Source organism: Methyloversatilis sp., from assembly GCF_030696805.1.
GTDB lineage: Bacteria > Pseudomonadota > Gammaproteobacteria > Burkholderiales > Rhodocyclaceae > Methyloversatilis.
Window position 1 is genome coordinate 80,559 of the sequence record NZ_JAUYRO010000034.1, and the last position, 24,410, is coordinate 104,968.

General features: G+C 65.7%; 22 protein-coding genes. 15 read left to right on the forward strand and 7 right to left on the reverse strand.

Going from position 1 to position 24,410, the window contains the following annotated elements:
* Positions 1–27 precede the first annotated feature (27 nt).
* Genes Q8R75_RS04390 through Q8R75_RS04405 form a run of 4 tightly spaced genes read left to right on the forward strand, consistent with a single transcriptional unit; the run spans position 28 to position 3,351 of the window.
* Entirely contained in the window at positions 28–426 is a 399-nt protein-coding gene (locus Q8R75_RS04390) for a 6-carboxytetrahydropterin synthase (RefSeq protein WP_305613222.1), read from the forward strand.
* Positions 423–1,484, forward strand: coding sequence for a glycosyltransferase family 4 protein (locus Q8R75_RS04395; RefSeq protein ID WP_305663525.1), 1,062 nt, complete (start codon positions 423–425; stop codon positions 1,482–1,484). Before Q8R75_RS04390 ends, Q8R75_RS04395 begins: the two co-directional genes overlap by 4 nt.
* Positions 1,481–2,410 (forward strand): hypothetical protein, encoded by a 930-nt coding sequence (locus tag Q8R75_RS04400; RefSeq protein ID WP_305613224.1) that lies wholly within the window; start codon positions 1,481–1,483, stop codon positions 2,408–2,410. The genes Q8R75_RS04395 and Q8R75_RS04400 overlap by 4 nt, the downstream gene beginning before the upstream one ends.
* A complete protein-coding gene (locus Q8R75_RS04405; RefSeq protein ID WP_305613225.1) occupies positions 2,407–3,351 on the forward strand; it encodes a lysylphosphatidylglycerol synthase transmembrane domain-containing protein in 945 nt (314 codons plus the stop codon). Before Q8R75_RS04400 ends, Q8R75_RS04405 begins: the two co-directional genes overlap by 4 nt.
* Here Q8R75_RS04405 and Q8R75_RS04410 read toward each other — a convergent pair.
* Complete coding sequence (locus Q8R75_RS04410) at positions 3,291–4,085, reverse strand: RibD family protein (RefSeq protein WP_305663526.1); 795 nt, start codon at positions 4,083–4,085, stop codon at positions 3,291–3,293. The two genes, Q8R75_RS04405 and Q8R75_RS04410, sit on opposite strands and share 61 nt — an antisense overlap.
* 169 nt (positions 4,086–4,254) lie before the next feature.
* Here Q8R75_RS04410 and Q8R75_RS04415 point away from each other — a divergent pair, with 169 nt between their 5' ends.
* Positions 4,255–5,379 (forward strand): GTP cyclohydrolase II, encoded by a 1,125-nt coding sequence (locus Q8R75_RS04415; protein WP_305626093.1) that lies wholly within the window; start codon positions 4,255–4,257, stop codon positions 5,377–5,379.
* Between the two features lie 16 nt (positions 5,380–5,395).
* On the opposite strand, the gene Q8R75_RS04420 is transcribed toward Q8R75_RS04415, so the two are convergent.
* Complete coding sequence (locus Q8R75_RS04420; RefSeq protein WP_305626094.1) at positions 5,396–6,226, reverse strand: creatininase family protein; 831 nt, start codon at positions 6,224–6,226, stop codon at positions 5,396–5,398.
* Between the two features lie 119 nt (positions 6,227–6,345).
* Between Q8R75_RS04420 and Q8R75_RS04425 the strand changes: the two genes are divergently transcribed.
* Complete coding sequence (locus Q8R75_RS04425) at positions 6,346–8,049, forward strand: sulfatase-like hydrolase/transferase (RefSeq protein WP_305663527.1); 1,704 nt, start codon at positions 6,346–6,348, stop codon at positions 8,047–8,049.
* Here Q8R75_RS04425 and Q8R75_RS04430 read toward each other — a convergent pair.
* Positions 8,021–8,914 (reverse strand): helix-turn-helix domain-containing protein, encoded by an 894-nt coding sequence (locus Q8R75_RS04430; protein ID WP_305626175.1) that lies wholly within the window; start codon positions 8,912–8,914, stop codon positions 8,021–8,023. The genes Q8R75_RS04425 and Q8R75_RS04430 overlap by 29 nt on opposite strands.
* Before the next feature lie 228 nt (positions 8,915–9,142).
* Complete coding sequence (locus tag Q8R75_RS04435) at positions 9,143–10,789, reverse strand: NAD(P)/FAD-dependent oxidoreductase (RefSeq protein WP_305626174.1); 1,647 nt, start codon at positions 10,787–10,789, stop codon at positions 9,143–9,145.
* 725 nt (positions 10,790–11,514) lie between these two features.
* Between Q8R75_RS04435 and Q8R75_RS04440 the strand changes: the two genes are divergently transcribed.
* The 6 genes from Q8R75_RS04440 (at position 11,515) to Q8R75_RS04465 (ending at position 18,961) form a co-directional block, all read left to right on the forward strand.
* Positions 11,515–12,360 carry a PEP-CTERM sorting domain-containing protein gene (locus Q8R75_RS04440; protein ID WP_305663528.1) on the forward strand — a complete coding sequence of 282 codons (846 nt, stop codon included), beginning with the start codon at positions 11,515–11,517 and terminating at the stop codon, positions 12,358–12,360.
* A 149-nt stretch (positions 12,361–12,509) separates the two neighbouring features.
* The gene (locus tag Q8R75_RS04445; protein WP_305626172.1) at positions 12,510–14,072 is read left to right on the forward strand and encodes an aromatic amino acid ammonia-lyase; all 1,563 of its coding nucleotides are present in this window, start codon (positions 12,510–12,512) and stop codon (positions 14,070–14,072) included.
* Positions 14,069–15,310, forward strand: a complete 1,242-nt coding sequence (locus Q8R75_RS04450) for an AMP-binding protein (protein WP_305626171.1) — start codon at positions 14,069–14,071, stop codon at positions 15,308–15,310. The genes Q8R75_RS04445 and Q8R75_RS04450 overlap by 4 nt, the downstream gene beginning before the upstream one ends.
* Positions 15,311–15,463: 153 nt before the next feature.
* Positions 15,464–15,856, forward strand: coding sequence for a phosphonate transporter (locus tag Q8R75_RS04455; protein WP_305626170.1), 393 nt, complete (start codon positions 15,464–15,466; stop codon positions 15,854–15,856).
* Between the two features lie 13 nt (positions 15,857–15,869).
* Positions 15,870–17,180 (forward strand): sensor domain-containing diguanylate cyclase, encoded by a 1,311-nt coding sequence (locus Q8R75_RS04460; protein WP_305626169.1) that lies wholly within the window; start codon positions 15,870–15,872, stop codon positions 17,178–17,180.
* On the forward strand, positions 17,177–18,961 hold the full coding sequence (locus Q8R75_RS04465) for a GGDEF domain-containing phosphodiesterase (RefSeq protein WP_305626168.1): 1,785 nt from the start codon (positions 17,177–17,179) through the stop codon (positions 18,959–18,961). The genes Q8R75_RS04460 and Q8R75_RS04465 overlap by 4 nt, the downstream gene beginning before the upstream one ends.
* A gap of 306 nt (positions 18,962–19,267) precedes the next feature.
* Here the strand turns inward: Q8R75_RS04465 and Q8R75_RS04470 are convergent, their stop codons facing one another.
* A complete protein-coding gene (locus Q8R75_RS04470; RefSeq protein ID WP_305626167.1) occupies positions 19,268–20,440 on the reverse strand; it encodes a site-specific integrase in 1,173 nt (390 codons plus the stop codon).
* 181 nt (positions 20,441–20,621) lie between these two features.
* On the opposite strand from Q8R75_RS04470, the gene Q8R75_RS04475 reads away from it, so the two are divergent.
* From Q8R75_RS04475 to Q8R75_RS04485, 3 genes are read left to right on the forward strand one after another with little or no spacing between them, the layout of a single operon-like run.
* Positions 20,622–20,855: a hypothetical protein gene (locus Q8R75_RS04475; RefSeq protein WP_305626166.1), complete on the forward strand. Its 234-nt coding sequence runs from the start codon at positions 20,622–20,624 to the stop codon at positions 20,853–20,855.
* 3 nt (positions 20,856–20,858) lie between these two features.
* Positions 20,859–21,092 (forward strand): hypothetical protein, encoded by a 234-nt coding sequence (locus Q8R75_RS04480; RefSeq protein WP_305626165.1) that lies wholly within the window; start codon positions 20,859–20,861, stop codon positions 21,090–21,092.
* A gap of 12 nt (positions 21,093–21,104) precedes the next feature.
* The gene (locus Q8R75_RS04485) at positions 21,105–22,304 is read left to right on the forward strand and encodes a ParB/RepB/Spo0J family partition protein (RefSeq protein WP_305626164.1); all 1,200 of its coding nucleotides are present in this window, start codon (positions 21,105–21,107) and stop codon (positions 22,302–22,304) included.
* Positions 22,305–22,320: 16 nt separating this feature from the next.
* Here Q8R75_RS04485 and Q8R75_RS04490 read toward each other — a convergent pair whose 3' ends face one another.
* The gene (locus Q8R75_RS04490; protein ID WP_305626163.1) at positions 22,321–22,860 is read right to left on the reverse strand and encodes a hypothetical protein; all 540 of its coding nucleotides are present in this window, start codon (positions 22,858–22,860) and stop codon (positions 22,321–22,323) included.
* 95 nt (positions 22,861–22,955) lie between these two features.
* On the reverse strand, positions 22,956–24,254 hold the full coding sequence (locus Q8R75_RS04495; protein ID WP_305626162.1) for an AAA family ATPase: 1,299 nt from the start codon (positions 24,252–24,254) through the stop codon (positions 22,956–22,958).
* Positions 24,255–24,410 lie beyond the last annotated feature (156 nt).

Sequence of the window (24,410 nt, forward strand, 5' to 3'; positions counted from 1 at the left end):
CCTGTTTCCCCACACCAAGGACCTTCCATGTACAGCCTCACCGTCCGCGACCACATCATGATTGCGCACAGCTTCCAAGGCGAAATCTTCGGCCCGGCGCAGCGCATGCACGGCGCCACCTACCTGATCGACGTGTGTTTCCAGCGCGCCGAACTCGACGCCGACGGGCTGGTGATCGACATCGGCCTCGCCAGTACCGTGCTGCATGAGGTGCTGGCCGACCTGAACTTCCGCAACCTCGACGAAGAACCCGCCTTCAAGGGCCGGAACACGACGACCGAATTCATGGCGCGCGTGGTGTTCGACCGCATCGCTGCCGCCACGCGCGACGGCCGGCTGGGCGACAGCGGGCGCGGGCTGGATCGGCTGAAGGTGACATTGCACGAATCGCACGTCGCCTGGGCCGGCTACGAAGCGGATCTGTGACGCTGCATTTCATCGTCGCGGGCGACCCGGCGCAGCACACTGGCGGCTACCGCTACGATGCGCGCATCGTGGCCGCGCTGCGCGCACGCGGCTGGGCCGTCGAGGTGACCGGCCTGCCCGGCCGCTTCCCCGACGCCGACGACACGGCGCGCCGTGCGCTGCAGCGCACGCTGGCCGCGTTGCCCGACGGCAGCGCCGTGGTGATCGATGGTCTGGCACTTGGCGGCCTGCCCGACGTCGCGGCGGCGCACGCCGGGCGGCTGCGCCTGATTGCGCTGATCCACCATCCGCTGGCCGACGAAACCGGTCTCGACGCCGACCGGCGCCGTGCCCTGCTGCGCAGCGAATGCGTGGCGCTTTCGCACATGGCCGGCATCGTCACCAGCAGCCATTTCACGGCGCGCCGGCTGGCCGACCATGGTGTTGGAGGCAGACCACTTGCCGTCGTCGAACCGGGCGTCGACGCCGCTCCGCTGGCCGCCGCCGACCACGCACCGCCGCGACTGCTGTGCGTGGCCACCGTCACGCCACGCAAGGGCCACAACGTGCTGATCGCCGCGCTGGAGTCGATCGCCGACCTCGACTGGACCTGCGACTGCATCGGCTCGACCACCCGCACGCCGGAACACGCGGCACAGGTTGCCGAGCAGATTTCCGCCGCCGGCCTCTATGCGCGCATCCGCCTGCACGGCGAATGCAGCGACGCAACGCTGGCCGATGCGTGGCTGGCCGCCGACCTGTTCGTGCTGCCATCGCATTACGAAGGCTATGGCATGGTGATTACCGAAGCGCTGGCGCACGGCCTGCCGGTGCTCACGACGACCGGCGGTGCGCTGGCCGACACCTTGCCGCCGGGCACCGGCGTTGCCGTCGCGCCCGGTGACGCGCCGGCGCTGGCGGCAGCGCTGCGCCACCTGATCGGCGACACCTCCACCCGCCATGCGCTGCGCGCAGGCGCACGCGCCTTGCGCCCCGAGCTGCCGGACTGGACCGTCGCCGGCGACGCCTTCGCCACCGCGCTGCGGAACATGCTCGCCGTGGCGGATCAGACCGCATGAGCGCCCCACTTCTGCGCGCAGACACGCCGCATCCGGACACGCTGTTCGACGCTGGCTGGCTCGCACTGCGCCGTCCGGCCGACACGGCCGCGCGGGTCGACACGCTGAACCGGCTGGCGCACGACTGGCTGCGCGCGCGGGCCGGCCGGCCGCTGCGACTGATCGATCTGGGCAGCGGCAGCGGCGCCAATCCGCGCTACCTCGCGCCCCGGCTGCCCGGACCGCAGCACTGGCAGCTGGTCGACCACGACCCGGCACTGCTCGCGCTGGCACAAGGCAGTTGCGGCCTGCTGTGCGACAGCGACGGCAGGCCGGCCGACGTGAACACGCTGCTGCGGTCGCTGCACATGCTGTCCGAAGACGACTTTGCCGGCAGCGATCTGGTCAGCGCCTCGGCGCTGATCGACCTGGTCGACGAAGGCTGGCTGGTCCGCTTCGCCGACGCCTGTGCCTACGCAGGCTGCGCGGTGCTGATCACGCTCAGTGTCGATGGTCACTGGGTGATCGAAGATGGCGAGGTGGCTGATCCCGACGACGCCTTCGTGCGCACTGCCTTCAATGCACACCAGCAACGAAACAAGGGCGCCGGAGCGGCAAGCGCAGCGAGCGACGGCGTGGACAGAAATGCCGGCCCCGCGCTCGGCGCCCGCGCAGCGCCGCGGCTGGCCACGCTGCTTGAAGCTCAGGGGTTTCGCGTCACGCTGGCCTACAGCCCGTGGCTGCTGCATGCCGCCGACGCCGGCCAGCGTGCGCTCGCCGCCGCCCTGCTCGACGGCTGGCGCGCGGCGGCAGCCGAACAGTGCCCGCATGCGGCTGCTCGCATCGAGGCGTGGCACGTACGCCGGCAACTGGCGCTGGCGCGCGAATCGACCCGTATCGAAGTCGGCCATTTCGATCTGTACGCCGAACCCGGCGTAGAAATATGAGAACAGGCGGCGCCGCATGGCGCTATGCGATCGGTGCCGCATTGCTGATCGGCCTCGCCGTCACGCTGGATAGCGCGTCGATCGGCGCGGCCATCAGCGGCGCATCGCCCGGCTGGCTGATCGCTGCACTGCTGCTCAGCGTGCCGCAGGTGGCGCTGTCGGCCTGGCGCTGGCGCTATACCGCCGCCCGCCTGGGCGCGCCGCTGGGCCGGCGGCAGGCGTACGCCGAGTACTACCTTGCCACCTTTCTGAACCAGGTGCTGCCGGGCGGCGTGGCCGGCGACTTGGCACGTGCCTGGCGACATGCGCGGGACGGGGATGCCGGCCGTGCTGCCTGGCAGGCCGTGGTGATCGAGCGCGCATCCGGCCAGTTCGTGCTGCTGCTCTGCGCTCTGGCGGGGCTGGCCGCATCGGCGCCGCTGCAGGCCGCCCTGGCGCGCGCAATCGACGGTCGGTCCGGCTGGATCTTCGGCGCGCTTCTCGCCGGCACCGTTGCCGTCGTTCTGCTGCTGCGCCGGTGCGCCCGCCCGTCCGGGCGCCTCGTTGAGGTGCTCAGGCGCAGCCTGCTGGCGCGCGAGGTATGGCCGGTGCAACTACTGGCGTCGGCCGGCGTCGTGCTGAGCTACATCACCGTATTCATATGCTGTGCTCGCATGCTCGGCGTGACGCTTCCGACTTCCGAACTGTGGCCGCTGGTGCCCTGGGTGCTGTTCGCAATGGCGATCCCGCTGTCGGTCGCCGGCTGGGGCGTGCGCGAAGGCGCAGCCGCCCTGATCTGGGCCGCCGCCGGGCTTGACCCGGCGCAAGGCGTGGCGATTTCCGTGGCTTACGGTCTGGTGGTGCTGCTGTCCAGCCTGCCCGGCGCACTGGTGCTGCTGCGTCAGCGCACCCGCGTCGCGTCCAGTTCAAGGTCGAACAACGTGTCGCTGCCGCAGGCATAACTGCGACAGCGCGGGCGAAGCGCCTCATCGAGGGTGGCGATCGGCGGCAAGGTCAGACCCGGTCGGCCGGAGCCGATCAGCAGCGGCGCGACCATGACGTGCAGCCGGTCGAGCGCACCGGCCTGCACGAAGCGAGACACGGTCACCCCGCCGCCTTCTATCAGCACGCGGTTCAGGCTGCGCGACGCCAGCAGTGCGAGCACCGCCTGCGGCGCGAATCCGTCTGCATCCGCGGTCAGCTCGATGCATTCGACGTGGGCCGGCGTTGCGACAGTACCCCGACCGGGTGCGACCACATGCAGCGTCGGCGCATCCGCCTGTTCGAACAGCGCCCCGCAGCGCCGCGCCCGCGCGCGCGGATCGAGCACGACGCGCACCGGATGCGGCCCGACGACATGGCGTACCGTCAGTTGCGGTTGATCGGCGTCCGCCGTGCCGACACCGACCACGACCGCATCGACCACGGCACGCAACCGGTGCAGGTGACGACGCGCTTCGTCGCCATTTATATAGTGCGAATGACCGCTGTCGGTCGCGATGCGCCCGTCCAGGCTCTGGCCGATCTGCGCGATGGCGAGCGGCGCATCGCGCGCCACCAGCGGCAGAAAAATGTCGAACAGCGCTGCGGCTGCAGCGCCGGCCGGCGGCGTACTGGTCCACGCGCCGCCCGGCGCCACCTCGAGCGTGACGTGCTCATGACGGAAACTTGTCAGCGTGATTGCGGACCAATCCACGCAACGGGCCTGCAGGACGAGGGGCCAAGCTTCACCTTCGACGACTTCGGTCAGCGACATCCGCAACACATTCCTTCATGGAGTGACTGCCTCGACACGACAGCGGACGGGCAACGGGCCTCTTCAAACAACATCAATATCGAATCCAACATCCGATCGGAAACACGACATGCGCCAAGCCGAACGAGCCCTGTTTGACCTGCGACGCGGCGTCCCGGTGCTGCTGGCCGACCTCGGCAGCGACACACTGGTACTGCCGGTCGAAGCACTGACCGACAATGCACTGGCCGATGCGCAACTGCTGACCGGCAGCTTGCCGCAATTGGTGCTTACGCGTCATCGCATGGCGGCACTCGGTCACCTTATCAGCGATGAGGCGCAGGCGCTCACGCCCTCCGGCCTGACCGACAGTGCGCAGGTGCGCCGTCTGGCCAGTGCGCGCGACGCGCGGCTGCCCGACAGTCTGCGGCGCGCGCCGGCCAGCGCGGGGGCCGCAGCCGCGCTGCGCTTGCTCGGGCGCGCACAGCTGCTGCCGGCAGCGGTCGTCTTCCCGGTGCTGCCCACGCGCGCCGCGCTGGTCGCCGGCGAAATCGCCAGCGGCAACCTGCTGTCGGTCAGTACGGCCGACGTGCTGGCGCTGTGCGACGGCGGTCACGGCGTGCTTACGCGCATCAGCGAGGCACGCATTCCGCTGGCCGACGCCGACAAAGCCCGCTTCGTCCTGTTCCGCGAAGCCGACGGCCTGCGCGAGCACGTCGCCATCGTCATCGGCGATCCGGACGAGTGGGCGGAGCCGGTGCCGGTGCGGCTGCATTCATCCTGTCTGACCGGCGACCTGTTCGGCAGCCTGCGCTGCGACTGCGGCGAACAGCTGCGCCGGGGCGTGGCGGCAATCAACGCGCAGGGCGGCGGCGTGCTGCTCTACCTGTCGCAGGAAGGACGCGGCATCGGGCTGGCGAACAAGCTGCGTGCCTACGCGCTGCAGGACGACGGCCTCGACACGATCGATGCCGACCAGGTCATCGGCTTCGGCGACGACGAGCGCGATTTCCGCATCGCGCGCCAGATCCTCGACCAGCTCGGTGTGTCGCGTGTGCTGCTGCTGACCAACAATCCGGGCAAGATCGACGCGCTGCGCCACGCCGGCATCAATGTGGTGGCGCGGCAGGCGATCTACGGTGACCTCACGTCGCAGAATCAGCGCTACCTGGAAACCAAGGCGCGCCGTCAGGGACACAACCTGGGCGAGTTGCTCGGCATGCGGCCGCTGGCCGACGGCGCCGGTCGTGCCTGAACTCGCGGTGACTCGCTCAGCGCGGCACCGGCTCGAGCTGCGCCAGGTCGAAGTCGTGCGCCTCGTCGATCAGTTGTGCCAGCCGGGCGGCGAAGTGATCGACCAACTGTGCGCCCAGTGCGGCGGTGGCGTTCAGCGCATTACCGGTGGCTCCCGAAACATGCAGGTCCTGCGCCATCCAGCCGAAGCCCGCCTCACCTTCCGGTCCGAGCAGGCAGCCGTCGGCCGCCATCTGCACACCCAGACTGCGAAAGTCGCCGAGCGCCTCGCGGCGCACGGCGTGCGGGGCCAGATGCAGCATCATCGACGTTTCAAGCGCGCCGCCGTGCAGGCCATGCCGAAGCTCGTCTGCGTCGAGCACACCCGGCGGCAGTGCGAAACGGAAGTAATTGGCACGCACCACCAGCATGCCGTGTGCGGCGCGCAGCTTCAGCGCGGCCAGATCGACCAGCGACTTGTTGCCGCCATGGCTGTTGAACAGCACCAGCCGGCGGAAGCCGGCGCGCGCCACGCTGTCGCCCAGGTCGCACAGCGCAGACAGCGCGGTTTCGGGGCCCAGGCTCAGGGTACCGGCAAAGGCGCTGTGTTCCAGACTGAGCCCGACCGCCAGCGGCGGCAGCACGCACACCGGCACACCGGCGCGCACACGCGGCAGCGCTGCCGCGACCAGTCCGTTCGCGATATCGAGATCGGTGCTCAGAGGCAGGTGTTCGCCATGCTGTTCGATCGCGGCCAGCGGAAGCATCGCCACACCATCGCACGCCGCGCGTTGCGCGATAAGCCCTGGTGTCAGATCCTGCCACCATGGGCTGTCGCCCGACTGCCTTTCGCCCACTCCGTCTGCCATGCCGTGTCTCCGTTGAATGCCTTGGCGCTGCCTGTCCGTCCCGATACTACCGGGCTCGCCGACCCGCAGCTGAAACCGCACCGCGCCCGCCGCCCCGACCCCGCAGCCTGAGTCCCGTGATGCCCTGCCCACCCGCGACGCTTCAAAGCGTTGTTCGACTGCTGCTTGCACTGATCGTGCTCAACGCGCTGCTCGCCTTCGGCAATCTGTGGCCGAGCGCCTGGCCGCGACCCGAGGTGCGCCTGTCGGTCGACCTGTTCGCCGGTGTGATCTCGCTGGTGCTGTGGACGCGCTGGCGCGGTGCCGTTTCGGCGCGCGGGATCGGCGTCGTCGCGGCGCTTGCCAGCCTGTGGGTGCTGCTGCACTACATCGACGTGACCATTCCGGCGCTGCTCGGCCGGCCGGTGAACGCCTGGTGGGACGGTCAGCACCTGTGGCAGCTGGCGCGCATGGGTGGCGAGTTCGCCGCCGTCTGGCAAATCGCCGCGGCAGTGCTCGCCGCCTGTGCCGGGCTGGCACTGCTGTTCGCATTGGTGCGCGCCTGCGTGCGCGCAGTCGCCATGGCGGCCGCCACACCACGCTGGCAGGCGCCGCTGGCTGCGCTCGGCACGGCCGTGCTGCTGACGCACGGCGCGGCGTCGTTGACCGGCCATGATGTGAAGCGCCTGTTCGCGCCGCCGGTCGGCACGATGGTGGCTCAACAGGCCAGCCTGCTGAGCCGCGCGCTTTCACGCACCGCGGGCGGGCAGCAGCTCGGTCCCGGACCGGCGTTCGACCGCGACGTCGCTGCGCTCGGTGGCGCCGACGTGCTCGTGCTGTTTGCCGAAGCCTATGGCGCGATCACGCTGGACCGGCCGGAACTGGTCACGGCGTTGGCCGAACGGCGCCGCTCGCTGCAGCGCGCGCTCGACGCCGGCGGCCGGCAGGTCGTGTCAGCGCGCGTCACATCGCCGACGTTCGGCGGCGCCTCCTGGCTGGCCCACGCGGCAATGCTGTCCGGCATCGACACGCAGGATCCGGATGATTACGCGCTGTTGCTGACCACGCAGCGTCCCACGCTGGTCAGCCACTTCGCGCAGCACGGCTACCGCACCATAGGCTGGATGCCCGGCCTGCAGCGCCCCTGGCCCGAGGGTGCCTTCTACGGCTTCGACCGCCTGGCCGACGCCGACAACACCGGCTACGCCGGCCTGCCTTTTGGCTACTGGCGCATTCCGGATCAGGTATCGATCGCGCTGCTGCAGCAACAGGAGCTGCAGGGCGCAACACATGCCGCACGCGACGCCGGCGACGGCCTGCGCAATGTGTCACTGCGCAGCGCTGACGCGACGGCACCGCGCACGCCGCGCTTCATCGTGTTTCCGACGCTCACCACGCATGCGCCGTTCCGGCCGGTGCCGCCGTATCTGGCCGACCCGCAGCGCCTGCTCGCTGCCGATGCGTTCTCCGATGACGATGTCAACCGGGCGCTGACCGCACCGGTGTCGTGGACCGACCCGACGCCGGCCTATATCGACGCGATGCACTATCAGTTCGACTGGCTGACCCGCTGGCTGCGCGAGGAGGCGCCGCACAACATGCTGCTCATCGTGATCGGCGACCACCAGCCGATCGGCGGCGTCACCGGGCCGGATGCGTCATGGGATGTGCCGGTGCATGTGATCGGCACCGATGAGGCCGTACTGGCACGTCTTGAAGCGGCCGGATTCCGTCGCGGACTGCAGCCCGACGCGACGGCGCTGGGGCCGATGCACGGCTTGACGCAAATGCTGATCGACGCGTTTGCCGGCGATCTCAGCCGGCGGAGCGCCCTGATGCCCTGAGCTTTGCCGGCGTGAGACCGAGCCGCGCGTGCAGCACGCGGGTCAGGTGCGCCTGATCGGAAAAGCCGCACGAGGCCGCAATTTCCTTCACCGCCAGATCGCCTATCGTCAGCAGTTCGCGGGCGCGCTTCACGCGCTGATCGATCACGAAGGCGTGCGGCGCTCGCCCCTGGGTTTCGCGGAACCGGCGACTGAAGGTGCACACGCCCAGCCCCGCCGCTTCGGCCATGTCTTCCAGCGTCAGTGCCTCGTGCAACCGTGATTCGATCAGATCGAGCACGCGCCGCAACTGGGCGGAGGACAGTCGCCCCGGGTCATGCGATGAACGGAAGCGCACGTCGGCGTAGTTGCGCAGCAGGTGCACCGCAAGCTGGGTGCCGAGCGCCTCGACGTACAGCGGGCCGCCCATGCCTTGCTGCTTCGCCTCACCGGTGATGGCGTCGGTGATGGCGACCAGCGTCGGGTCTTGTGCGCACAGAACATCCCGCAACCTCACCTCGGCCACCGAGCGTTCGGTGACTTCACCGGCCACGCGGTCCATCAGGGTGTTCGACAGATAGACGTGCGAAACGTCGACGTCCTGCGTCCAGTGCCAGTGCGACGCCTGCGACATGGTCAGCAGCGACGCGTCGCCCGGCGCGCAGTGAGCGCGCGACCAGTGATCATCGAAGCAGCGATCCATCGGGGTCTGGCCGGCGCTGTAGCGCACGACCATGAAATGATCGAGTGGCGGAATGGCGACGTCCAGCCCGGTGTAGTGATAGGCCCGGTGGGAGATGCCCTTCCAGCCGAGCTTGTCGCTCGAAGACAATACGGTTCCGGGTACCCAGTCAAGCAGCTCTTCCGGTGTGATGGCGCGTCCCATCGGTTTTCTCCTCCTGCCGGTCCGGTGCGGCCGATCGCCTGCCCTGAACGGTTTTGTCGGGGCGGCTCTCGCGTTCGACACATGCCGACGCCGTGCATTCCCCGCAATGAGCTTACCAGAGCGTCGCCGGCCTGGCTGAGACCGGGTCGCGAACGGTGTCGTGCCGCGGCCGACATGAAAACGGGGACCCGAAGGCCCCCGTCTTGCGCGTCCGCGACCGGCGACGACTTACTGCAGCTTGAAGCCGGCGTAGTTCGACGCCGTGACCTCGTCGCACTTCTGGCGATAGGTACCGACACCGCCGATATAGGACAGCAGACGACGCGGTTTGCCTTCGACGTTCGAGCCCATGTACCAGGAGTCGGTCTTGGTCACCAGCGTTGCGTTGGCAATTTCGTCGTGGTGCTCGACCCACTTGTCTTCCATCTCCCTGGTCGGCTCGATCACCTTCAGGTCATGGCTTTCCATGTACTTGATGCAGTCGGTCACCCAGTCAACCTGCTGCTGCAGGCACGTGGTCATGTTGCACAACGCAGCCGACGGCGCCAGTGGCGCGGCGGTGGTGAACAGGTTGGGATAGCCGTTCACCATCAGGCCCATGGTGCTGCGGATATCCTTGTTCCAGTCTTCGGTCAGCGAGCGGCCGCCACGACCCCGGATGTCCATGCGGGTCAGCGCGCCGGTGCCGGCGTCGAAACCGGTGGCCAGGATGAGCACATCCAGTTCGTGGATCTTGCCATCGGCCGTCTTCACGCCTTCCGGTGTCACGCAAACAATCGGCGAGGCCTTCACGTCGACGATTTCGACGTTCGGACGCATGAAGGCTTCAAGGAACTGCGTTTCCAGCGGCACGCGGTGGGTGCCGAAACCGTAGCTGGTCGGGATCAGCTTTTCGGCCAGCACCGGGTCCTTGATGCGTTCGCGCATTTTCTCGCGCACGAATTCGGACACTTCGTCATTCACCTTCTGGTCGGTGAACATTTCCGGGTACAGCGTGAGCCAGAAACTCAGCGAGCCGTCGGCCCACACCTTTTCCATCAGTTCGCGGCGCGCCTCGGGCGTCATGTCGTAGAAGCTGTCGCCGGCGAAGTCGTAGTCGAAACCGGCGAAGGTGCCCTGCACGCGCTTGCGCATGTCGTGGAAACCTTCCTTCTGCGCCGCGCGGTCGCTGTCGCCGTACTTCGGGTTGCGCATCGGAATGATGTATTGCGGCGTGCGCAGGAACACCTTCATGTGGCCGACCTGGCTGGCAATGGTCTGGATGACCTGGATGCCGGTCGCGCCCGTGCCGACGACGCCGACGCGCTTGCCGGCAAGCTGCACCGGCTCCTTTGGCCAGCGCGCCGTGTGAAAGATCGGGCCCTTGAAGGTTTCCTGCCCCGGAAAGGTGGAGGTCAGCGGGGCCGACAGCATGCCGGCGCACGACACGAAGTACTTGGCGTCGAGCACTTCACCGGCATCGGTGCGGATCTGCCAGCGGTTCGTTGCTTCGTCGAAACGGGCACTCACGACACGGGTGTTGAAGCGGATGTCCTTGCGCAGGTCGCAGCGGTCGGCGATGAAGTTCAGGTAAGCCTCGGTTTCCGGCTGGGCCGGGAAGCGCTCGCTCCAGTTCCACTCCTTCGCCAGTTCTTCCGAAAACCAGTACTGGTAGATGTAGGCCTGCGAATCAACGCGCGCGCCGGGGTAGCGGTTCCAGTACCAGGTGCCGCCCACGGCCGAGCCGGCTTCGATGGCCACCACGTTCAGGCCCTGCTGGCGCAGCCGGTACAACTGGTACATGCCGGCCACGCCGGCGCCGATCACCACCGCATCGAAAGTCGTCACCTTGCCCTGCATGTCGGCTGCCTTGGCAGCCACGGTAGATGTTGTCATTTTTCCTCCTCCTTATGAGTCTGTGTGCCGGTTCCTGGCGCGCCGCGGTGTCGGAAGACCAACCGGCCCTCCGCACGAACGCCATTGGAGCCCGACTGTAGAGACAGGCGTGCCGCGTGGCTTGAACAAAAGCAGCGATTGTTTGAACGAACCGGGCGATGTCGGCAGCCGCCGATCTCGATACCGCGCTCGCCTCCCTGTGGCGATCCACGGCCGGATCCGACCTCGCCTTCGCCGCGATCGTCGACAACCGCCCGACCGCCCGGTACCGGAACCCGACCGGCTGTTGCTGCGGGCGACTTCGCGGGCGGCCGGGCTGTGGGCTGTGGGCTGCGCAACGGCGGCGGGATGCCGCGCTTCGTCGCCATTGAGGGTGGGGGATCCTGCAGATTGCCACGGCTCAAGAACAGTCAAGCCGACGAAACAGGATCCATCAACGGCAGGCCCGGGCGGCGATACGACGATCGGGCTCAGGCAGTCCGGAGCATCCCTGTACATGTCGTGGCGGTGACCTACACTGCAGTCAGACAGCCTGAGGAGTCGCCAGCATGCGAATCGCCATTGCAAGCTCATCGGCCGTGGTCCTCTTCGCGTTTGCCGGCCCGACCGCGCACGCCGCAACCGCCTCCGTGTATGCGCACGTCGAGACGAGATACGAGCCGAACGTCATCGGTCCCAACACCTCGTCCTGCAACACCAACAACGACACGCGCGAGTGCAATCGCTTGCTCGACCAGCCGCTGCTGGTCACCGACCAGAATGGCGTGTCGACCGCCAGCCAGCTGCGGCGCGAAGTGTTTGCACCGACCAACACCGGCGGCGTTCCGAACTTCCTGCTGACCGGCAATGCCCATGCGCTTGCGCTGCCGGGTTCGCTGCACGCCTCGGTCACGGTCGCAGTCAGCGGCACGGGTGGCGCCTTCGTGCCGGGCATCAGCGGCTACGGCTACGCGGCGGTCGAAGACCGCATCCGGATCCGGTCTTCGACACTCGCCGACGGAACGGCCGTCACGCTGAGCACCGTATTCAACATCACCGGCATCGGCGAAGGCACGCTGTATGTGAACGTGGCCGGCAGACGCAACGGCATCGAGACGGTCCTGTTCGGCGATACCGAATCGTCGAACAGCGCCCTGAGAAGCATTGCGGGCATGGGTGGCTCGTTCATCGCCTACATCGGCGAAACGCTGGGTGTCGACTACAGCCTGCGCGCGTCGACCGGTGTCAGTACTGCGGCCTGGCGGGCGGACGAAGTGGCGAACGGGCGCATGTCGCAGTCGACCTACGGCAACTCCGCGTACCTGTATTTCGCTTCAGCCGACCCTGCCGTGGATGTCTATATCGACGGCGTGGGTGGCTACGACTACGTGCTGCCACCCGCTATTCCAGAACCGCACACGGCGCTGCTCATGCTGCTGGGCCTGACCGTCGTCGGCGCGGGCGCGCGGCGGCGGCGGCACGACAGCCCTGGTTCCGGAGGGGCGGCGGTATTCGTGAAAAGGAAGGCTTCTGGTTCTCGCCCCATTGAAGAACCGTGGCTCAAGACACTCATGCAGGTCTCCGGGCACTGAACCAGCAAACAGCGTGCTGAACCGACGGGCCGGTCGGCTGTCTGCGCAATTCGAACGGTCGGGAGCTGAAGTGGGCAGTCGAGGCGGCAATAGGCATCCTGGCCGACCGATGCCATGCTTTCACCCTGCACACATCCGAACTTCCTTTCATGAGCGTAGCCGCACAGGACACGGAGGTCGTCGTTTTCGACGGTCAGCCACTTGACGTAGAAGCCATTGATGCCATTGCGCGCGGCCGGCGGCGCGCATGCTTGTCCAGTGATCAACGGTTCCGCGACCGCATCGATGCCGGCGCACGGGCGGTGCTGCAATTGCTCGCCGACGAGGGCGTGATCTACGGCGTCACCACCGGCTACGGCGCATCGTGTACGGTACCGGTGCCCCCCTCCCAGATCGTCGAACTGCCGCATCACCTGTATGCGTATCACGGTGTGGGCATGGGACGCCTGCTCGACGCCGAAGAAACGCGTGCCGTGCTGGCGGCGCGCCTTGCCTCGCTGTGCCAGGGCATGTCCGGTGTGCGCCATGCGCTGCTGCAGCAGATCGAGGTGTTTCTGCGCCACGACATCCTGCCGTGCATTCCGGCCGAAGGTTCGGTCGGTGCCAGCGGCGATTTGACGCCGCTGTCTTACGTGGCGGCGGCGCTGTGCGGCGAGCGCGACGTGCTGTGGCAGGGCCGGAGAATGCCGGCCATAGAGGCGCTGCAACAGGCCGGTGTCGAGCCGCTGGCGCTGCAGCCGAAGGAAGGTCTGGCAATCATGAACGGCACAGCCGTCATGACCGCACTGGCCTGCCTCGCCTGGCAGCGGGCACAGCGGTGCAGCCGCATCGCCACCCGTCTGACCGCGCTCAACGTGTTCGCGACGGCGGGCAATCCGCACCACTTCGACGCGCTGCTGTTCGACGCCAAACCGCATCCGGGCCCGCGTGCGGTCGCGCGCTGGCTGCGCCGCGATCTGGCCTGCGCCGACGCCGCCGGCCGCAATCCCGCGCGACTGCAGGACCGGTATTCGCTGCGCTGCGCACCGCACGTGATCGGCGTGCTGGAAGACGCACTGCCTTTCACCCGGTCCTTGATCGAAAACGAACTGAACAGCGCCAACGACAATCCGCTGATCGACGCGGTATCGGGCCGTGTGCTGCACGGCGGCCATTTCTACGGCGGTCATGTGGCGTTCGCGATGGACAGCCTGAAGATCGCCATCGCCAATGTGCTCGACCTGCTCGACCGGCAACTGGCTCTGTTGGTGGACAGCCGCTTCAGCCATGGCCTGCCCGACAATCTGTCGGCCGCCACCGCGGATCGGAGCGCCATCAACCACGGGCTGAAGGCGTTGCAGATCGCGGTGTCCGCGTGGACCGCCGAAGCGCTGAAGGCGACCGTGCCTGCATCGGTGTTCTCGCGCTCGACCGAGTGCCACAACCAGGACAAGGTGAGCATGGGCACAATCGCGGCGCGCGACTGCCAGCGCATCCTCGATCTGGGCGATCAGGTGCTGGCCGCCCTGCTGATCGCGGCCCGGCAGGCCGTCACGCTGCGGCTGCGCATCGACGGCGGCACATTGCCGCCGGTGCTGGCCGAAACGCAGGCCTGGCTCGAGACGCAGATTCCGCTGGTGGTCGAGGACCGCGCACTCGATCGGGAACTGATCAGCCTGGTCAATGCACTGCGCGACAGCAGCGCATGCAGCGTGCTGGAGTCGGGCGGATGACGGCGCCCTGGTACGCCGACCAGGCGGCGCTCGCCCGGGTGCTGGCCGACCTGATCGCCGATGAAATCCGGCGTCTCCGGCCGGGCGGCTCCGCGCCTCCGCCACCGCCCTGGCCGCACGACCTGTCGCTGGGCGACACCGGCTTCGGCCTCGACTCGCTCGAACGCTACACGGTGGCCGCGGCAATCGCCGAAATGCTGCAGCTTCACGAATCTTCGGTGATCGATGAACTGCCTGCTGCGGGGCAGTTCGGCCAGTGGTGCGCCCTGGCCGGACAAGGTCTTGCGCAGGCGGGCACGCACCTGACCTTCCGTACGTCCGGCAGCACCGGAACGCCAAAGCCGTGCCCGCACGCACTGCACCGGCTCGAAGCCGAGGCCGACGCGCTGGCGGACTACATCGGACCGCGCCGACGGGTGCTGGTGGCGGTGCCGGTACATCACATCTATGGCTTCATTTTCGGGGTGCTGCTTCCGCCTCGGCTGGGCGCTCGCCGCACCGAGGACATCCGCCAACTGTCGCCGCTTGCGCTGGAAGGCCGGCTGCAAGCGGGCGATCTGATCGTGAGCCATCCGGCACACTGGGCGCTGGTCGCCCGATTCTGCCCGCGACTGCCGGCCGACGTCGTCGGGATCACATCCACGGCGCCCTGCCCCGACACCCTGGCCGACGAACTGATTGCGAAAGGTCTGGCACGCCTGATCCAGATCTACGGCAGTTCGGAAACGGCCGGCATCGGCTGGCGCGATGGCGCAGGCGCGACCTACGAATTGATGCCGCACTGGCAGCGCACGCAAGGCGATACGCACACCGGCGACACGGTACTCACGCAGACATCGGCGGACGGCGCGCCCGTTCAGGCCGTGCTGCAGGACGCCCTCGAATGGCTGCCTGACCACCACCGTCAGTTCCGGCTTGCCGGCCGACGGGACGAGGCGGTGCAGGTGGCCGGCGTGAATGTGTTTCCGGCCCGGGTGCGCGCCGTGCTGCTGGAACACCCGCTGGTCGAGGCATGCGCCGTGCGACGCATGTCGGCACGGGAGGGCGAGCGGTTGAAGGCCTTCATCGTACCGCGCGCAGGCACAGCCCTCGCTGCATTGCTTCCCGAGCTCGAGGCGTGGGCACAAGGGCGATTGCCAGCCCCTGAATGCCCGCGCGGGTGGACCTTCGGAGACCGGCTACCGACCGACGAACGCGGCAAGGCTGCCGACTGGCCCCTTGCACCTCAGGTGCGATGAAACACGCGCCGGCAGGCCACCCGGCGCCGCAACGTCCGCTCAAGTCTGGCAACAAAATGCCGACATACAGAACGCTAACTAAAGTAGCCACCGCCTTTGCATTGCCGTCCGGCGCACGTCGATGTGGCCGGAGATTCAGACCCAAGGAGCACCATGAACACTGAACGTACCGTGGCCTTTGCCGACGCCGCCGTCTTCGACTTTCTTGAGCGCGCCAGCGATGCCGAACTGGACGGACTGGATTTCGGCGTCATCGGCATGGATGACGCTTCACACGTCACGCGCTACAACCGCTTCGAGTCGGTGGCCGCGGGCCTGTCGCCCGAACGCGTGCTCGGCCATGCGCTGTTCACGGTCGTCGCGCCGTGCATGAACAACTTCATGATCGCCCAGCGCTTCGAGGACGCGCTGGAAGGTGGCAGCACGCTCGACGACACCATCGATTACGTACTGACGCTGCGCATGCGGCCAGTCAAGGTGAAGCTCAGATTGCTCGCCCGAACCGGCAGCGCCCTGCGCTATGTGCTGGTTCACCGTCAGGCCTGAGACGGAGCCCCGCATGAGCGCACCCGTAGAAGAGGAATACGAAGCGCTGTTGCAGTTCATGTACATGGCCCCGATCGGCCTGGTGCAGACGCTGGCAGACGGCGAGATCACCATGGTCAATCCGCTCTGTGCACAGTTGCTGATGCCGCTCTCTCCGGATGGCCAGCTGTCCAACCTGTTTACGGCACTTGAGGCCGTCGTGCCCGACCTGCGCCAGCGCGTGCGGGAATTCACCCAGATGCACGGCACCATCTGCGATGCGCAGCAAGTGCCGATCTCGACCGGTCAGACCGGCCGCCGGCAGCACCAGGTGCTGTCGCTGACCTTGCTCAAGCTGGACGCCGAACGTTTGATGGCCGTGCTTTCGGATGTGACGCAATCGGTCCGCCGCGAGCGCGAGCTGCGCCAGAGCCAGGCCTGGATCAATACGCTGGCCATTGGCCTGAGCGACTACGCGCTGGTGTCACTCGACCACCGCGGTTGCGTGCAGGACTGGAACCCGAGCATCAGCCGGATCACCGGCTTCAACCGGGAGCAGGTCGAAGGCCGGAGCCTGTCGCTGTTCTACCCGGCCGATGCCATGTCCGACCAGCGGGTGCTCGATCGCCTGCACGAAGCTGATCTGACAGGCTGGAGTCTTGATGAAGGCTGGTGCCTGCGCGCCGACGGCGGCCGCTACTGGGGCAGCTGCCTCATTGCCCCACTGCACGACAGTGATGGCGACCCGTCGGACGAACATGCCTACAGCCTCATCATCCGCGACGTGTCGGATCGGCGCGAGGCGGCCGAAGCGATGCTGAAGGCCGTGTCCTGCGATCACCTCACCGGGCTGTTCAATCGCCGCGCCTTCGTCGAGGCGGTCGAACTGGAAATGCAGCGCTGGGCCCGCTCGCCGCGACCGTTGTCGCTGGTCATGATCGACGCCGATCACTTCAAGCGGATCAACGACCAGTACGGGCACGTCACCGGCGACGGCGTGCTGCGCCATCTGGCCGCCAGCATGACCGCGACCTTCCGTGCGATGGATGTGCTGGCGCGCTTCGGTGGCGAGGAATTCATCGTGCTGCTGCCAGACACGTCGCTTGAGGGCGCCGAGCTGGTCGCACAGCGACTGTGTTGCCTGATCGAAGCCACGCCGGCAGTGGTCGGCGAGCACACGGTGCGTTACACCGTCAGCGCCGGTGCTGCGATCATGGACGCCGACGCGACCGATTTCGACGTCCTGGTGCAGCGCGCCGACGAGGCGCTCTACGCCGCAAAGGCCAAAGGTCGCAACCGGGTCGAACGCTGGCACCCTGCCACCCAGCCGGCCGCCCTGCCATGAGCGCAGAGATCAATGCGGAGGATCTCCAGCCGCCCAATCTCGAGGCGCTGATCCAGTTCCTCTACCAGGCTCCGACCGGCCTGCTGCAGATCCGGCCCGACGGCACGGTGACGATGATGAATCCGCGCTCGGCTCAGCTTCTGATGCCGCTCGCGCGACAGGGCAATCTTGACAACCTGTTCGAGGTGCTGGCCGAGGTCGCACCCGATCTGCGTGCAATGGTCGCCGCCGCAGCCGAACCGGGCGCGCTGGTGTGCGAAGGACTGCGCATGCCCGTGCTCACGCCGACCCGCAGCAGGCGCGTGCTCGGCCTCAGCCTGCTGCGACTCGAAGTCCACACCCTCATGGGCTGCGTCAATGACGTGACGCATGAGGTGGAACTGGAGCAGCAGCGTCTGGCATCGCGGATGCGCGACGCGTCTCGCACCGACGGCCTCACCCAGATGCCGAACCGTGCCGCCGTGCTCGAGCGCTTACAACAGGCGCTCGAGCGTTTGGAAGGCTCGGGCCCGCCGGACTTCGCCGTGCTGTTCATCAACTTCGACCGCTTCAACCGGGTCAATCTGACGCTCGGGCAGGAGGGCGGCGACCGGCTGCTGCGCATGGTGGCCGAGCGGCTGAACAGCACCGTCCGGCAGCGCGATGCGGTCGGCTCGCCGCACGAAGCCCTGCATACGACGGCCCGGCTCGGCGGCGATGAATTCGTGCTGCTGCTCGACGGGCTGCGCGACAGCGAAGATGTGCATAGCGTCGCGCAACGGCTGATCGACACGCTGTCGCGCCCATATCTGATCAACGGCACCGAAGTCCATATTTCAGCCAGCATCGGCGTCGTGGCCGGCGTGCATACCGCATCGCTCGCCAACACGGTGCTGCAGGACGCAAGCCTCGCCATGCAGGAAGCCAAACGTGCGGGCGGCGGACGCCATGTGCTGTTCACCCCGTCGATCAAGGACCGGGCGACCCGACGCGGCGTCATGGAGCACGAGCTCAGGCACGCACTCGAACAGAAGGAACTGTTCGTCGTCTACCAGCCCATCGTCGAACTGCCCGAAGCCCGCGTCGCGGGTTTCGAGGCGCTGGTTCGCTGGCAGCACCCGGAACGCGGCGTCGTGTCGCCGATCGAGTTCATCGAGATCGCCGAGGAGTGCGGCCTGATTGGCGCACTTGGCGAATTCGTCCTCGATTCGGCGTGCCGCCAGCTCATGGCCTGGCAGCGACAGTTCGGCAGCACAATGCCGCGCATGATTTCGGTCAATCTTTCGCGCGCCCAGCTCAATGACGCCGAGATCGCCAAGCAGGTCGAACGCGTTCTGCACGCGACCCGCATGCCGGCCGCGTCGCTGCAACTCGAAGTGACCGAAAGCATGGCCGCCCAGGGCGATGACATCCGCACCCGCCTGCTCGAACTGAAGGCGCTTGGCATCGCCCTGGCGCTGGACGATTTCGGCACCGGCTACTCATCGCTCGCCTGCCTCGGCCAGCTGCCGATCGACGTCGTCAAGATCGACCGTTCATTCGTCGCCGACGCCGAAACCAATCTGCACAAGCGCGTGCTGATCGAAGCCACCGTGCGCGTCGCCCGCAGCCTCGGCATGCGCACCACCGCCGAGGGCGTCGAAACCGACGGTCAGGCGGCCCTGCTCACCACGCTGGGGTGCGACAAGGGCCAGGGCTACCTGTGGTCCCGCCCCATGACGGCCCGCGCCGCCACGCAATGGCTGGCTGCACAGAGCGAAGCGAGCCGGCCGGTTGAAGCGGTGCCGGCTTCGGTGCGGTGAGGGGTTTGCGCGGATCGGGACGCTGCACGCTCGACAGAACCGTAGCAGGATGTCCGCAAGGAATGAATCGACGGCTGCACTGAGCCGCTCGACTTGGCCCCTGTCCGCCAGCGTCGGCAGCACAAAGTGACAGGAATCATCAATTCCGGGCACAAAAAAAGGGCCTTTCGGCCCTTTTCTTTTTCAGCTCTCTGCGCAAGTGATTGACGCAGAAGGCTTAATTTCTGGTGGCCTGGGGCGGAATCGAACCACCGACACGCGGATTTTCAATCCGTTTGGCGGAGTACGACGATTGACTACGCAGAATTAATCGAAACTTTCCATAAATCCCGCAAGGTCGCCGTCGACGTTTCGGGCCTGCGCACGATGTGCGCCGGGCTGCAGATGCGCATAGCGGCGAACCATGATTCGCGTTTTCCAGCCGCCCAGATCCTGCACGACATCGAGCGACGTGCCGGCTAACACGTGCCAGGTCGCCCACGTGTGCCGCAGATCGTGCCAACGAAGATGCGCCAGGCCGGCACGACGCTTAGCCTTGTACCAGGCAGAGTTCGACGCGCGGGCCATCACCCTGCCCTTGTACGTGAAGACGTAGCGCGGGTGCTTGCCGAACTGGTGACGAAGCACTTCAAGTGCGGAGTCATTCAGCGCGGGCGCGAAGGGATCGCCGCTCTTCATGTCGTCCCCGTCGAACAACAGAATCCCGCGCCGAATGAGGACCTGGTCCCACGTCAGGCGAATCACGTTCGACATTCTCAATCCGGTCGCCAGCGAAAACACAAACGGCGCCCTGAGGTGCTCGGGCAGCTCGGCAAACAATGCCCTCGCCTGCTCCTGCTGAAGCCACGTAGTGCGCCCCCGCGGTTCGGGTCGAAGCCTGACAGGTGGCGGCTTTTCTATCCAATCCCAATCAAAAGCAGCACGCCGAAGGATCGCGCGCACAAGTGCGAGGTATCGATTCACCGTGCTGACACCAGAGCCTTCGGCACGCCTGGCTGCTGCGAGTGCACGGATCACGTCGGCGGTTACCGCCTTGAGCGGCAGGGCGTCGAGGTGCAAGCCGATCCATTGGAGCTTTCTTGCGTCCTCGTGCGCAGTCTTCTTGTGCTCGGTTTCTTGTTGCCAGCGCTCGGCGGCTTCTTTCCAAGTATGCATCCGGTCTTGATCGGACGAACCGGCTATGACTTGATCATCCATAAGGATGATGAACGCAGTAAGGGCGAAAGTCCCGGCCGTGCTGCGCACCGCCGAAGTCAAAGGCGACGACGTGTGCGGGCACACCTCGTCCAGCTCGAGGCCGGACCCGGGCCGTTGGCCCGCTTGGTGTTTGCGGGCGTTGCCCGGAGCCGGCTGCGCCGGGTTTCGGTTGCCCTCCGCTTGACCGCATGCACTGCCGTCCCATCCGCTGATTTCCTCGCACATCGCTACCAAGGTTTGAAAGCAGGCAAGAACTCGCGCCAGCGATGAAGCCGCTGGCACGCCTTCTTGCGTGCTTTTTTGGTGGTGGACGCTTCGCGTGCGTTCGCGACCCTTTCGGGCGAGGAACTCAGCGGATGGGACGGCAGGAGGCTCCGCAGCCTGTCTATCGGAAGACACCCGAAACGTACGCGGGGCTCCGAATCTAGCGGCTAGGTCGGCTTACAAACGAAAGGACAAAGACATGCGTTACACACTCACTGTGAATTATAGCGGCACGGATGAAGGCCACAGCGACGCCTTCGAGAACCTGGGAGAAGCGATGGATCGTCTGACGGTCGAACTGCGTTCGCCGGATACGCGGAGTCATAAGCAGGTCCTGCTTGTACGCGACGGCGAAGGTCTGCCGACGATGACGCTTTGGGCAGCTACCGTGCCTTCGATGGCGTCGCAGGTCGAACAGATGATGGAGGCCTGAGCCATGACGACGACTAAGGAGAAGAAGGCAACGGTTCGCATCAATGCCAAAGCGAAGGAACTGCTTGCCGAGATCGCCGCGTTTCACGACACAACGCAAACGGAATACCTGGAGGCGCTGCTGCACTACGCGATATCGCAGCACAAGCGGCCCGGATCTTGGGAGGCGGTGTCCGAATTTGACTTCGCCAATTACGACAGACGCAACGAGCACGCTTTTGCGGACATGTGGTTCTAAGGGGACATGATCATGACGACGACTACCGAGAAGAAAGCAACGCCGGTCAAGGCGGTGAAGAAGGCGCCTGCGAAGGCGAAGCGGCCGGAACTGGCGAGCGTGGCCAGCGTGGTGTTGGTGCCGCTCGATGACCTGGTCGAGGTATCGAACATCCGCGAGGCGATGGACGAAGAAGGGATCGCGGAGCTCGCGCGCGACATCGAGGCGCGCGGGCTGTTGCAGCCGATCATTGTGACGCCGGCCAAGGGGAACAAGTACCAGATTGTCGCGGGGCACCGACGCACGGCTGCAGTGCGGCGTACCGCCGCAACCGCTGTGCCGGCCGTGGTGATCAAGCTCAACACTGCGGAGACGACTGCGGCGCAGCTGGCGGAGAACGTCCAGCGGGAGAACCTTTCGACGCTGGACGAGGGGCGTGCGCTGCTGGCGTTGAAGAAGGAAGGTATGAACCTGGCGCAGCTGGCCGAGCTCGTGAACAAGTCGCGGTCCTGGGTGTGCAAGCGGATTGCGTGCGTCGAGGGGTTGCCGTGGCCGATCGAGGAGCTCATCCGCGAGGGCGTGACGGAAGATCCGGAAATCATTCTAGCGCTGAAGGAACTGACGGCGCTGGACTGGTGGGCGACGCGCCAGGCGATCGAACGGCTCAAGGCCGGCGAGGAGAACCGGGACTCGCTGCGCGAGCTGGTGAGGAAGACGAAGGAGCCGAAAGCTGACCTGGTTACGCAGATGGACGGCGCAGGTGACAGCAACGCAACTGACGGGGCGCTGCAGACATCTAAGCAGGCCTCGCCGGAAGAGATAGCAAAGCGAGAAGCCGAGTACGAGGAATATCGGCGGTCACGGGCGGAGGTAGCGCGACAGTCACGGGCGGAACGACAGTGCGCAATGTGGCAGCTGCTGAGCCTGGCCACGCTGGACGAGGAGCCGACGGATGAACAGTTCGAGATCTATGCCGAGCTCGAACCGGAGGCGCGGGCTTACTGGTGCGCAGTGATCAACGATGCCCTGGGCGGTGATCTGTTCGAGAAGATGATGGAGCGGGCGGCGGTCGCGGCGCTGGAGGAAGAACCGGATGTGCTGCCGGTGATGCTGTGGGTGGCGATGCAGCCGAAGCCGTTGCCGGAGCGGGAAGAGGAGGTGTTGAAGGAATTTTTGACGGGGTTCAGGAAGGTTTGCGTTTCGCATGCGAAACGAGATTTACGTTTGACATGAGGGGCAGCCGACGGCGCTAGCCGTTGGACGCCCCATCGATGGAACGGTTAGGCGTTGCCGCCTTGCCGGGAGCCGAATGCAGCCAAAGCTCGATTGGCGGCAACTCGCCGAGCTGCTCTGCGACACGCTGAACTCGCTCGGCGGCGGCCTCCGCCTCGAACCCGAACAGGAGGTACACGGCGCGCTCGTAGCCAACCTTTGTACGAAAGAGCGCCAGGGTCCTTAGATCCTTCTCGATTCCGGCAGACGGGGCCCGCGATGACTTGACCTCAATGATTGTGTTGTTACCGCTCATGTAGCCTGGGCGATGAACGAGCAAATCGGGTTTCGCGTAGTCAGCGCCGAGCTCTCGAAGAATTGGGTGGGCCGCCTTGTCGAGTTCACCGTTCAACGAAAAGTCGCACTCGGTAGGCCACAGGCAACGAAGCTGATGGTAGAGCTCGTAGCAGTACACGCGCTCACGGTAGATGGGATCACCACCGTCGAGCTCGACTTGGAAGTACTTGCACTCAATTCGAGCGGTTGCATCGACTAGCAGATCGGTGAGTTGCTTCACGGTATTCCTAGTGACGCCTCGCGTTCGAGCTAAGCTGGCCTTGGCGCCACGCCGTTAGGGCTCAGCTTGGGCGAGGGGTTAGGCCCCAGAGCACCTCACTCGATGCGGCGAAGCTTGATGTACTGACGAAGGACGGGGTTGACGAATTCATACGTTCCCTGCCGCTCGGGTACGCGCTCTAGAATTGGTCCATACTTCTTCTCAACCAAGCGCGGTATGAGTTGGTCGATGAATTGGATATCAAGCTCTTCCGCCACTTGACGTGACTGCTTCAGTATCACGCGTCCGATTTCATCAGTGAACAGTGACTGTTCTGTCGGCTGCTCAGCGAGCAAGTGAAGCAGCATTTGACGACCCTCTGATTCGCCGATAGCACGTTGATACGCTGACTCAAGCGTCGGAAAGGCTTTACCAGATCTCAGGTCTTCCAGCACCTTGTCAAGGATGTCTGAGTCTATCGTTGTGGTGGACTTGGAGTTTGCTTCATTGACGCACTGCTTGCCAATCAACTGCACAAAGTATGGATAGCCTTGTCCCAACTCAGCGATGCGCGTAGCGATACCGGGTTCGAATTTGACTGTCCCACCAAATAGTTCTGCTGCACGAAAGATGATTGCCTCTGATTCCGGCAGAGGCATTGGCTTTACCGGAAGAACCCCTTGTTCGATGAGTCGTTCAACTGAAGCATGGTCGTGGATGAGGTCAGATAGGTCACGACCGACACCGCAGACTGCAAACTTCACCTGAGGTGTTGTTAGCGACTTGATGAGGGAGCCAAGACCTTCCTTGTTGTCGATGACATCAAACTCGTCAAGAATGATCAACAGCCCATCGCGATTCATGCGCTTTTGAACTTGGTGCACGACGATTGCATCGACGAAGTTACGAAATGTTTGAACTATGTCGTTCGGAACGACTTTCGCGTACTTAGAGCTCTCGATCCCCTTCGCACCCCAGCTCACAACCTTCAGGTCCGCTCCCGCTGAAACTTCTTTGGAGCGGGTGAACTCGATGATTTCCTTCCCGTCATTTGGAACCAATCGCAGGAGACTGTCTTCAGCGCCCTGGTCATTGCAAAGCCTTGACAGAAGATCCTTGCCGTCCTTGATGAGAGAGTCGCAGGAATAGTACACAGTAAGGTAGGTACGTGGCCTGGCGGGTATCAGATGTGTAAGGCCCGCTTTCTTCGCGAGGGCGTACTCGCCAAGAGCCATTTGTTGAATCTGGCGAAGCAATGACGACTTACCGACTCCACGTTTCCCGAACACCGAGATGAGGCCTGTGGCTGCGTTCAGTGCTGATATGCAGTCCCGGATCAGGTCGGTCCGGCCGACGAAGCGGCTAGGGTCGCGGATAACGTCTGCGGTGAAGCCAATTTCGGGATCGATGAGCATAGTAGCTTTAGTCTAGCGCAGCCGGGCCGTAGCGCTGGTTCCTCTGGGGCCTACCTTTGTTTTCTAGAGCAGTTCTGCTGGAAAACTCCTGCGAGTAAAAGGGGACAGACCACGAGTACTGGTTCAAACCCACCGTCGTTCGATGAAATCGTGGTC

Coding starts and splice junctions, on each gene's coding strand:
- Q8R75_RS04390 (WP_305613222.1), top strand. CDS start 28: ATGTACAGCCTCACCGTCCGCGACCACATCATGATTGCGCACAGCTTC.
- Q8R75_RS04400 (WP_305613224.1), top strand. CDS start 1,481: ATGAGCGCCCCACTTCTGCGCGCAGACACGCCGCATCCGGACACGCTG.
- Q8R75_RS04405 (WP_305613225.1), top strand. CDS start 2,407: ATGAGAACAGGCGGCGCCGCATGGCGCTATGCGATCGGTGCCGCATTG.
- Q8R75_RS04415 (WP_305626093.1), top strand. CDS start 4,255: ATGCGCCAAGCCGAACGAGCCCTGTTTGACCTGCGACGCGGCGTCCCG.
- Q8R75_RS04420 (WP_305626094.1), bottom strand. CDS start 6,226: ATGGCAGACGGAGTGGGCGAAAGGCAGTCGGGCGACAGCCCATGGTGG.
- Q8R75_RS04425 (WP_305663527.1), top strand. CDS start 6,346: ATGCCCTGCCCACCCGCGACGCTTCAAAGCGTTGTTCGACTGCTGCTT.
- Q8R75_RS04430 (WP_305626175.1), bottom strand. CDS start 8,914: ATGGGACGCGCCATCACACCGGAAGAGCTGCTTGACTGGGTACCCGGA.
- Q8R75_RS04435 (WP_305626174.1), bottom strand. CDS start 10,789: ATGACAACATCTACCGTGGCTGCCAAGGCAGCCGACATGCAGGGCAAG.
- Q8R75_RS04445 (WP_305626172.1), top strand. CDS start 12,510: ATGAGCGTAGCCGCACAGGACACGGAGGTCGTCGTTTTCGACGGTCAG.
- Q8R75_RS04450 (WP_305626171.1), top strand. CDS start 14,069: ATGACGGCGCCCTGGTACGCCGACCAGGCGGCGCTCGCCCGGGTGCTG.
- Q8R75_RS04455 (WP_305626170.1), top strand. CDS start 15,464: ATGAACACTGAACGTACCGTGGCCTTTGCCGACGCCGCCGTCTTCGAC.
- Q8R75_RS04460 (WP_305626169.1), top strand. CDS start 15,870: ATGAGCGCACCCGTAGAAGAGGAATACGAAGCGCTGTTGCAGTTCATG.
- Q8R75_RS04465 (WP_305626168.1), top strand. CDS start 17,177: ATGAGCGCAGAGATCAATGCGGAGGATCTCCAGCCGCCCAATCTCGAG.
- Q8R75_RS04475 (WP_305626166.1), top strand. CDS start 20,622: ATGCGTTACACACTCACTGTGAATTATAGCGGCACGGATGAAGGCCAC.
- Q8R75_RS04480 (WP_305626165.1), top strand. CDS start 20,859: ATGACGACGACTAAGGAGAAGAAGGCAACGGTTCGCATCAATGCCAAA.
- Q8R75_RS04485 (WP_305626164.1), top strand. CDS start 21,105: ATGACGACGACTACCGAGAAGAAAGCAACGCCGGTCAAGGCGGTGAAG.
- Q8R75_RS04495 (WP_305626162.1), bottom strand. CDS start 24,254: ATGCTCATCGATCCCGAAATTGGCTTCACCGCAGACGTTATCCGCGAC.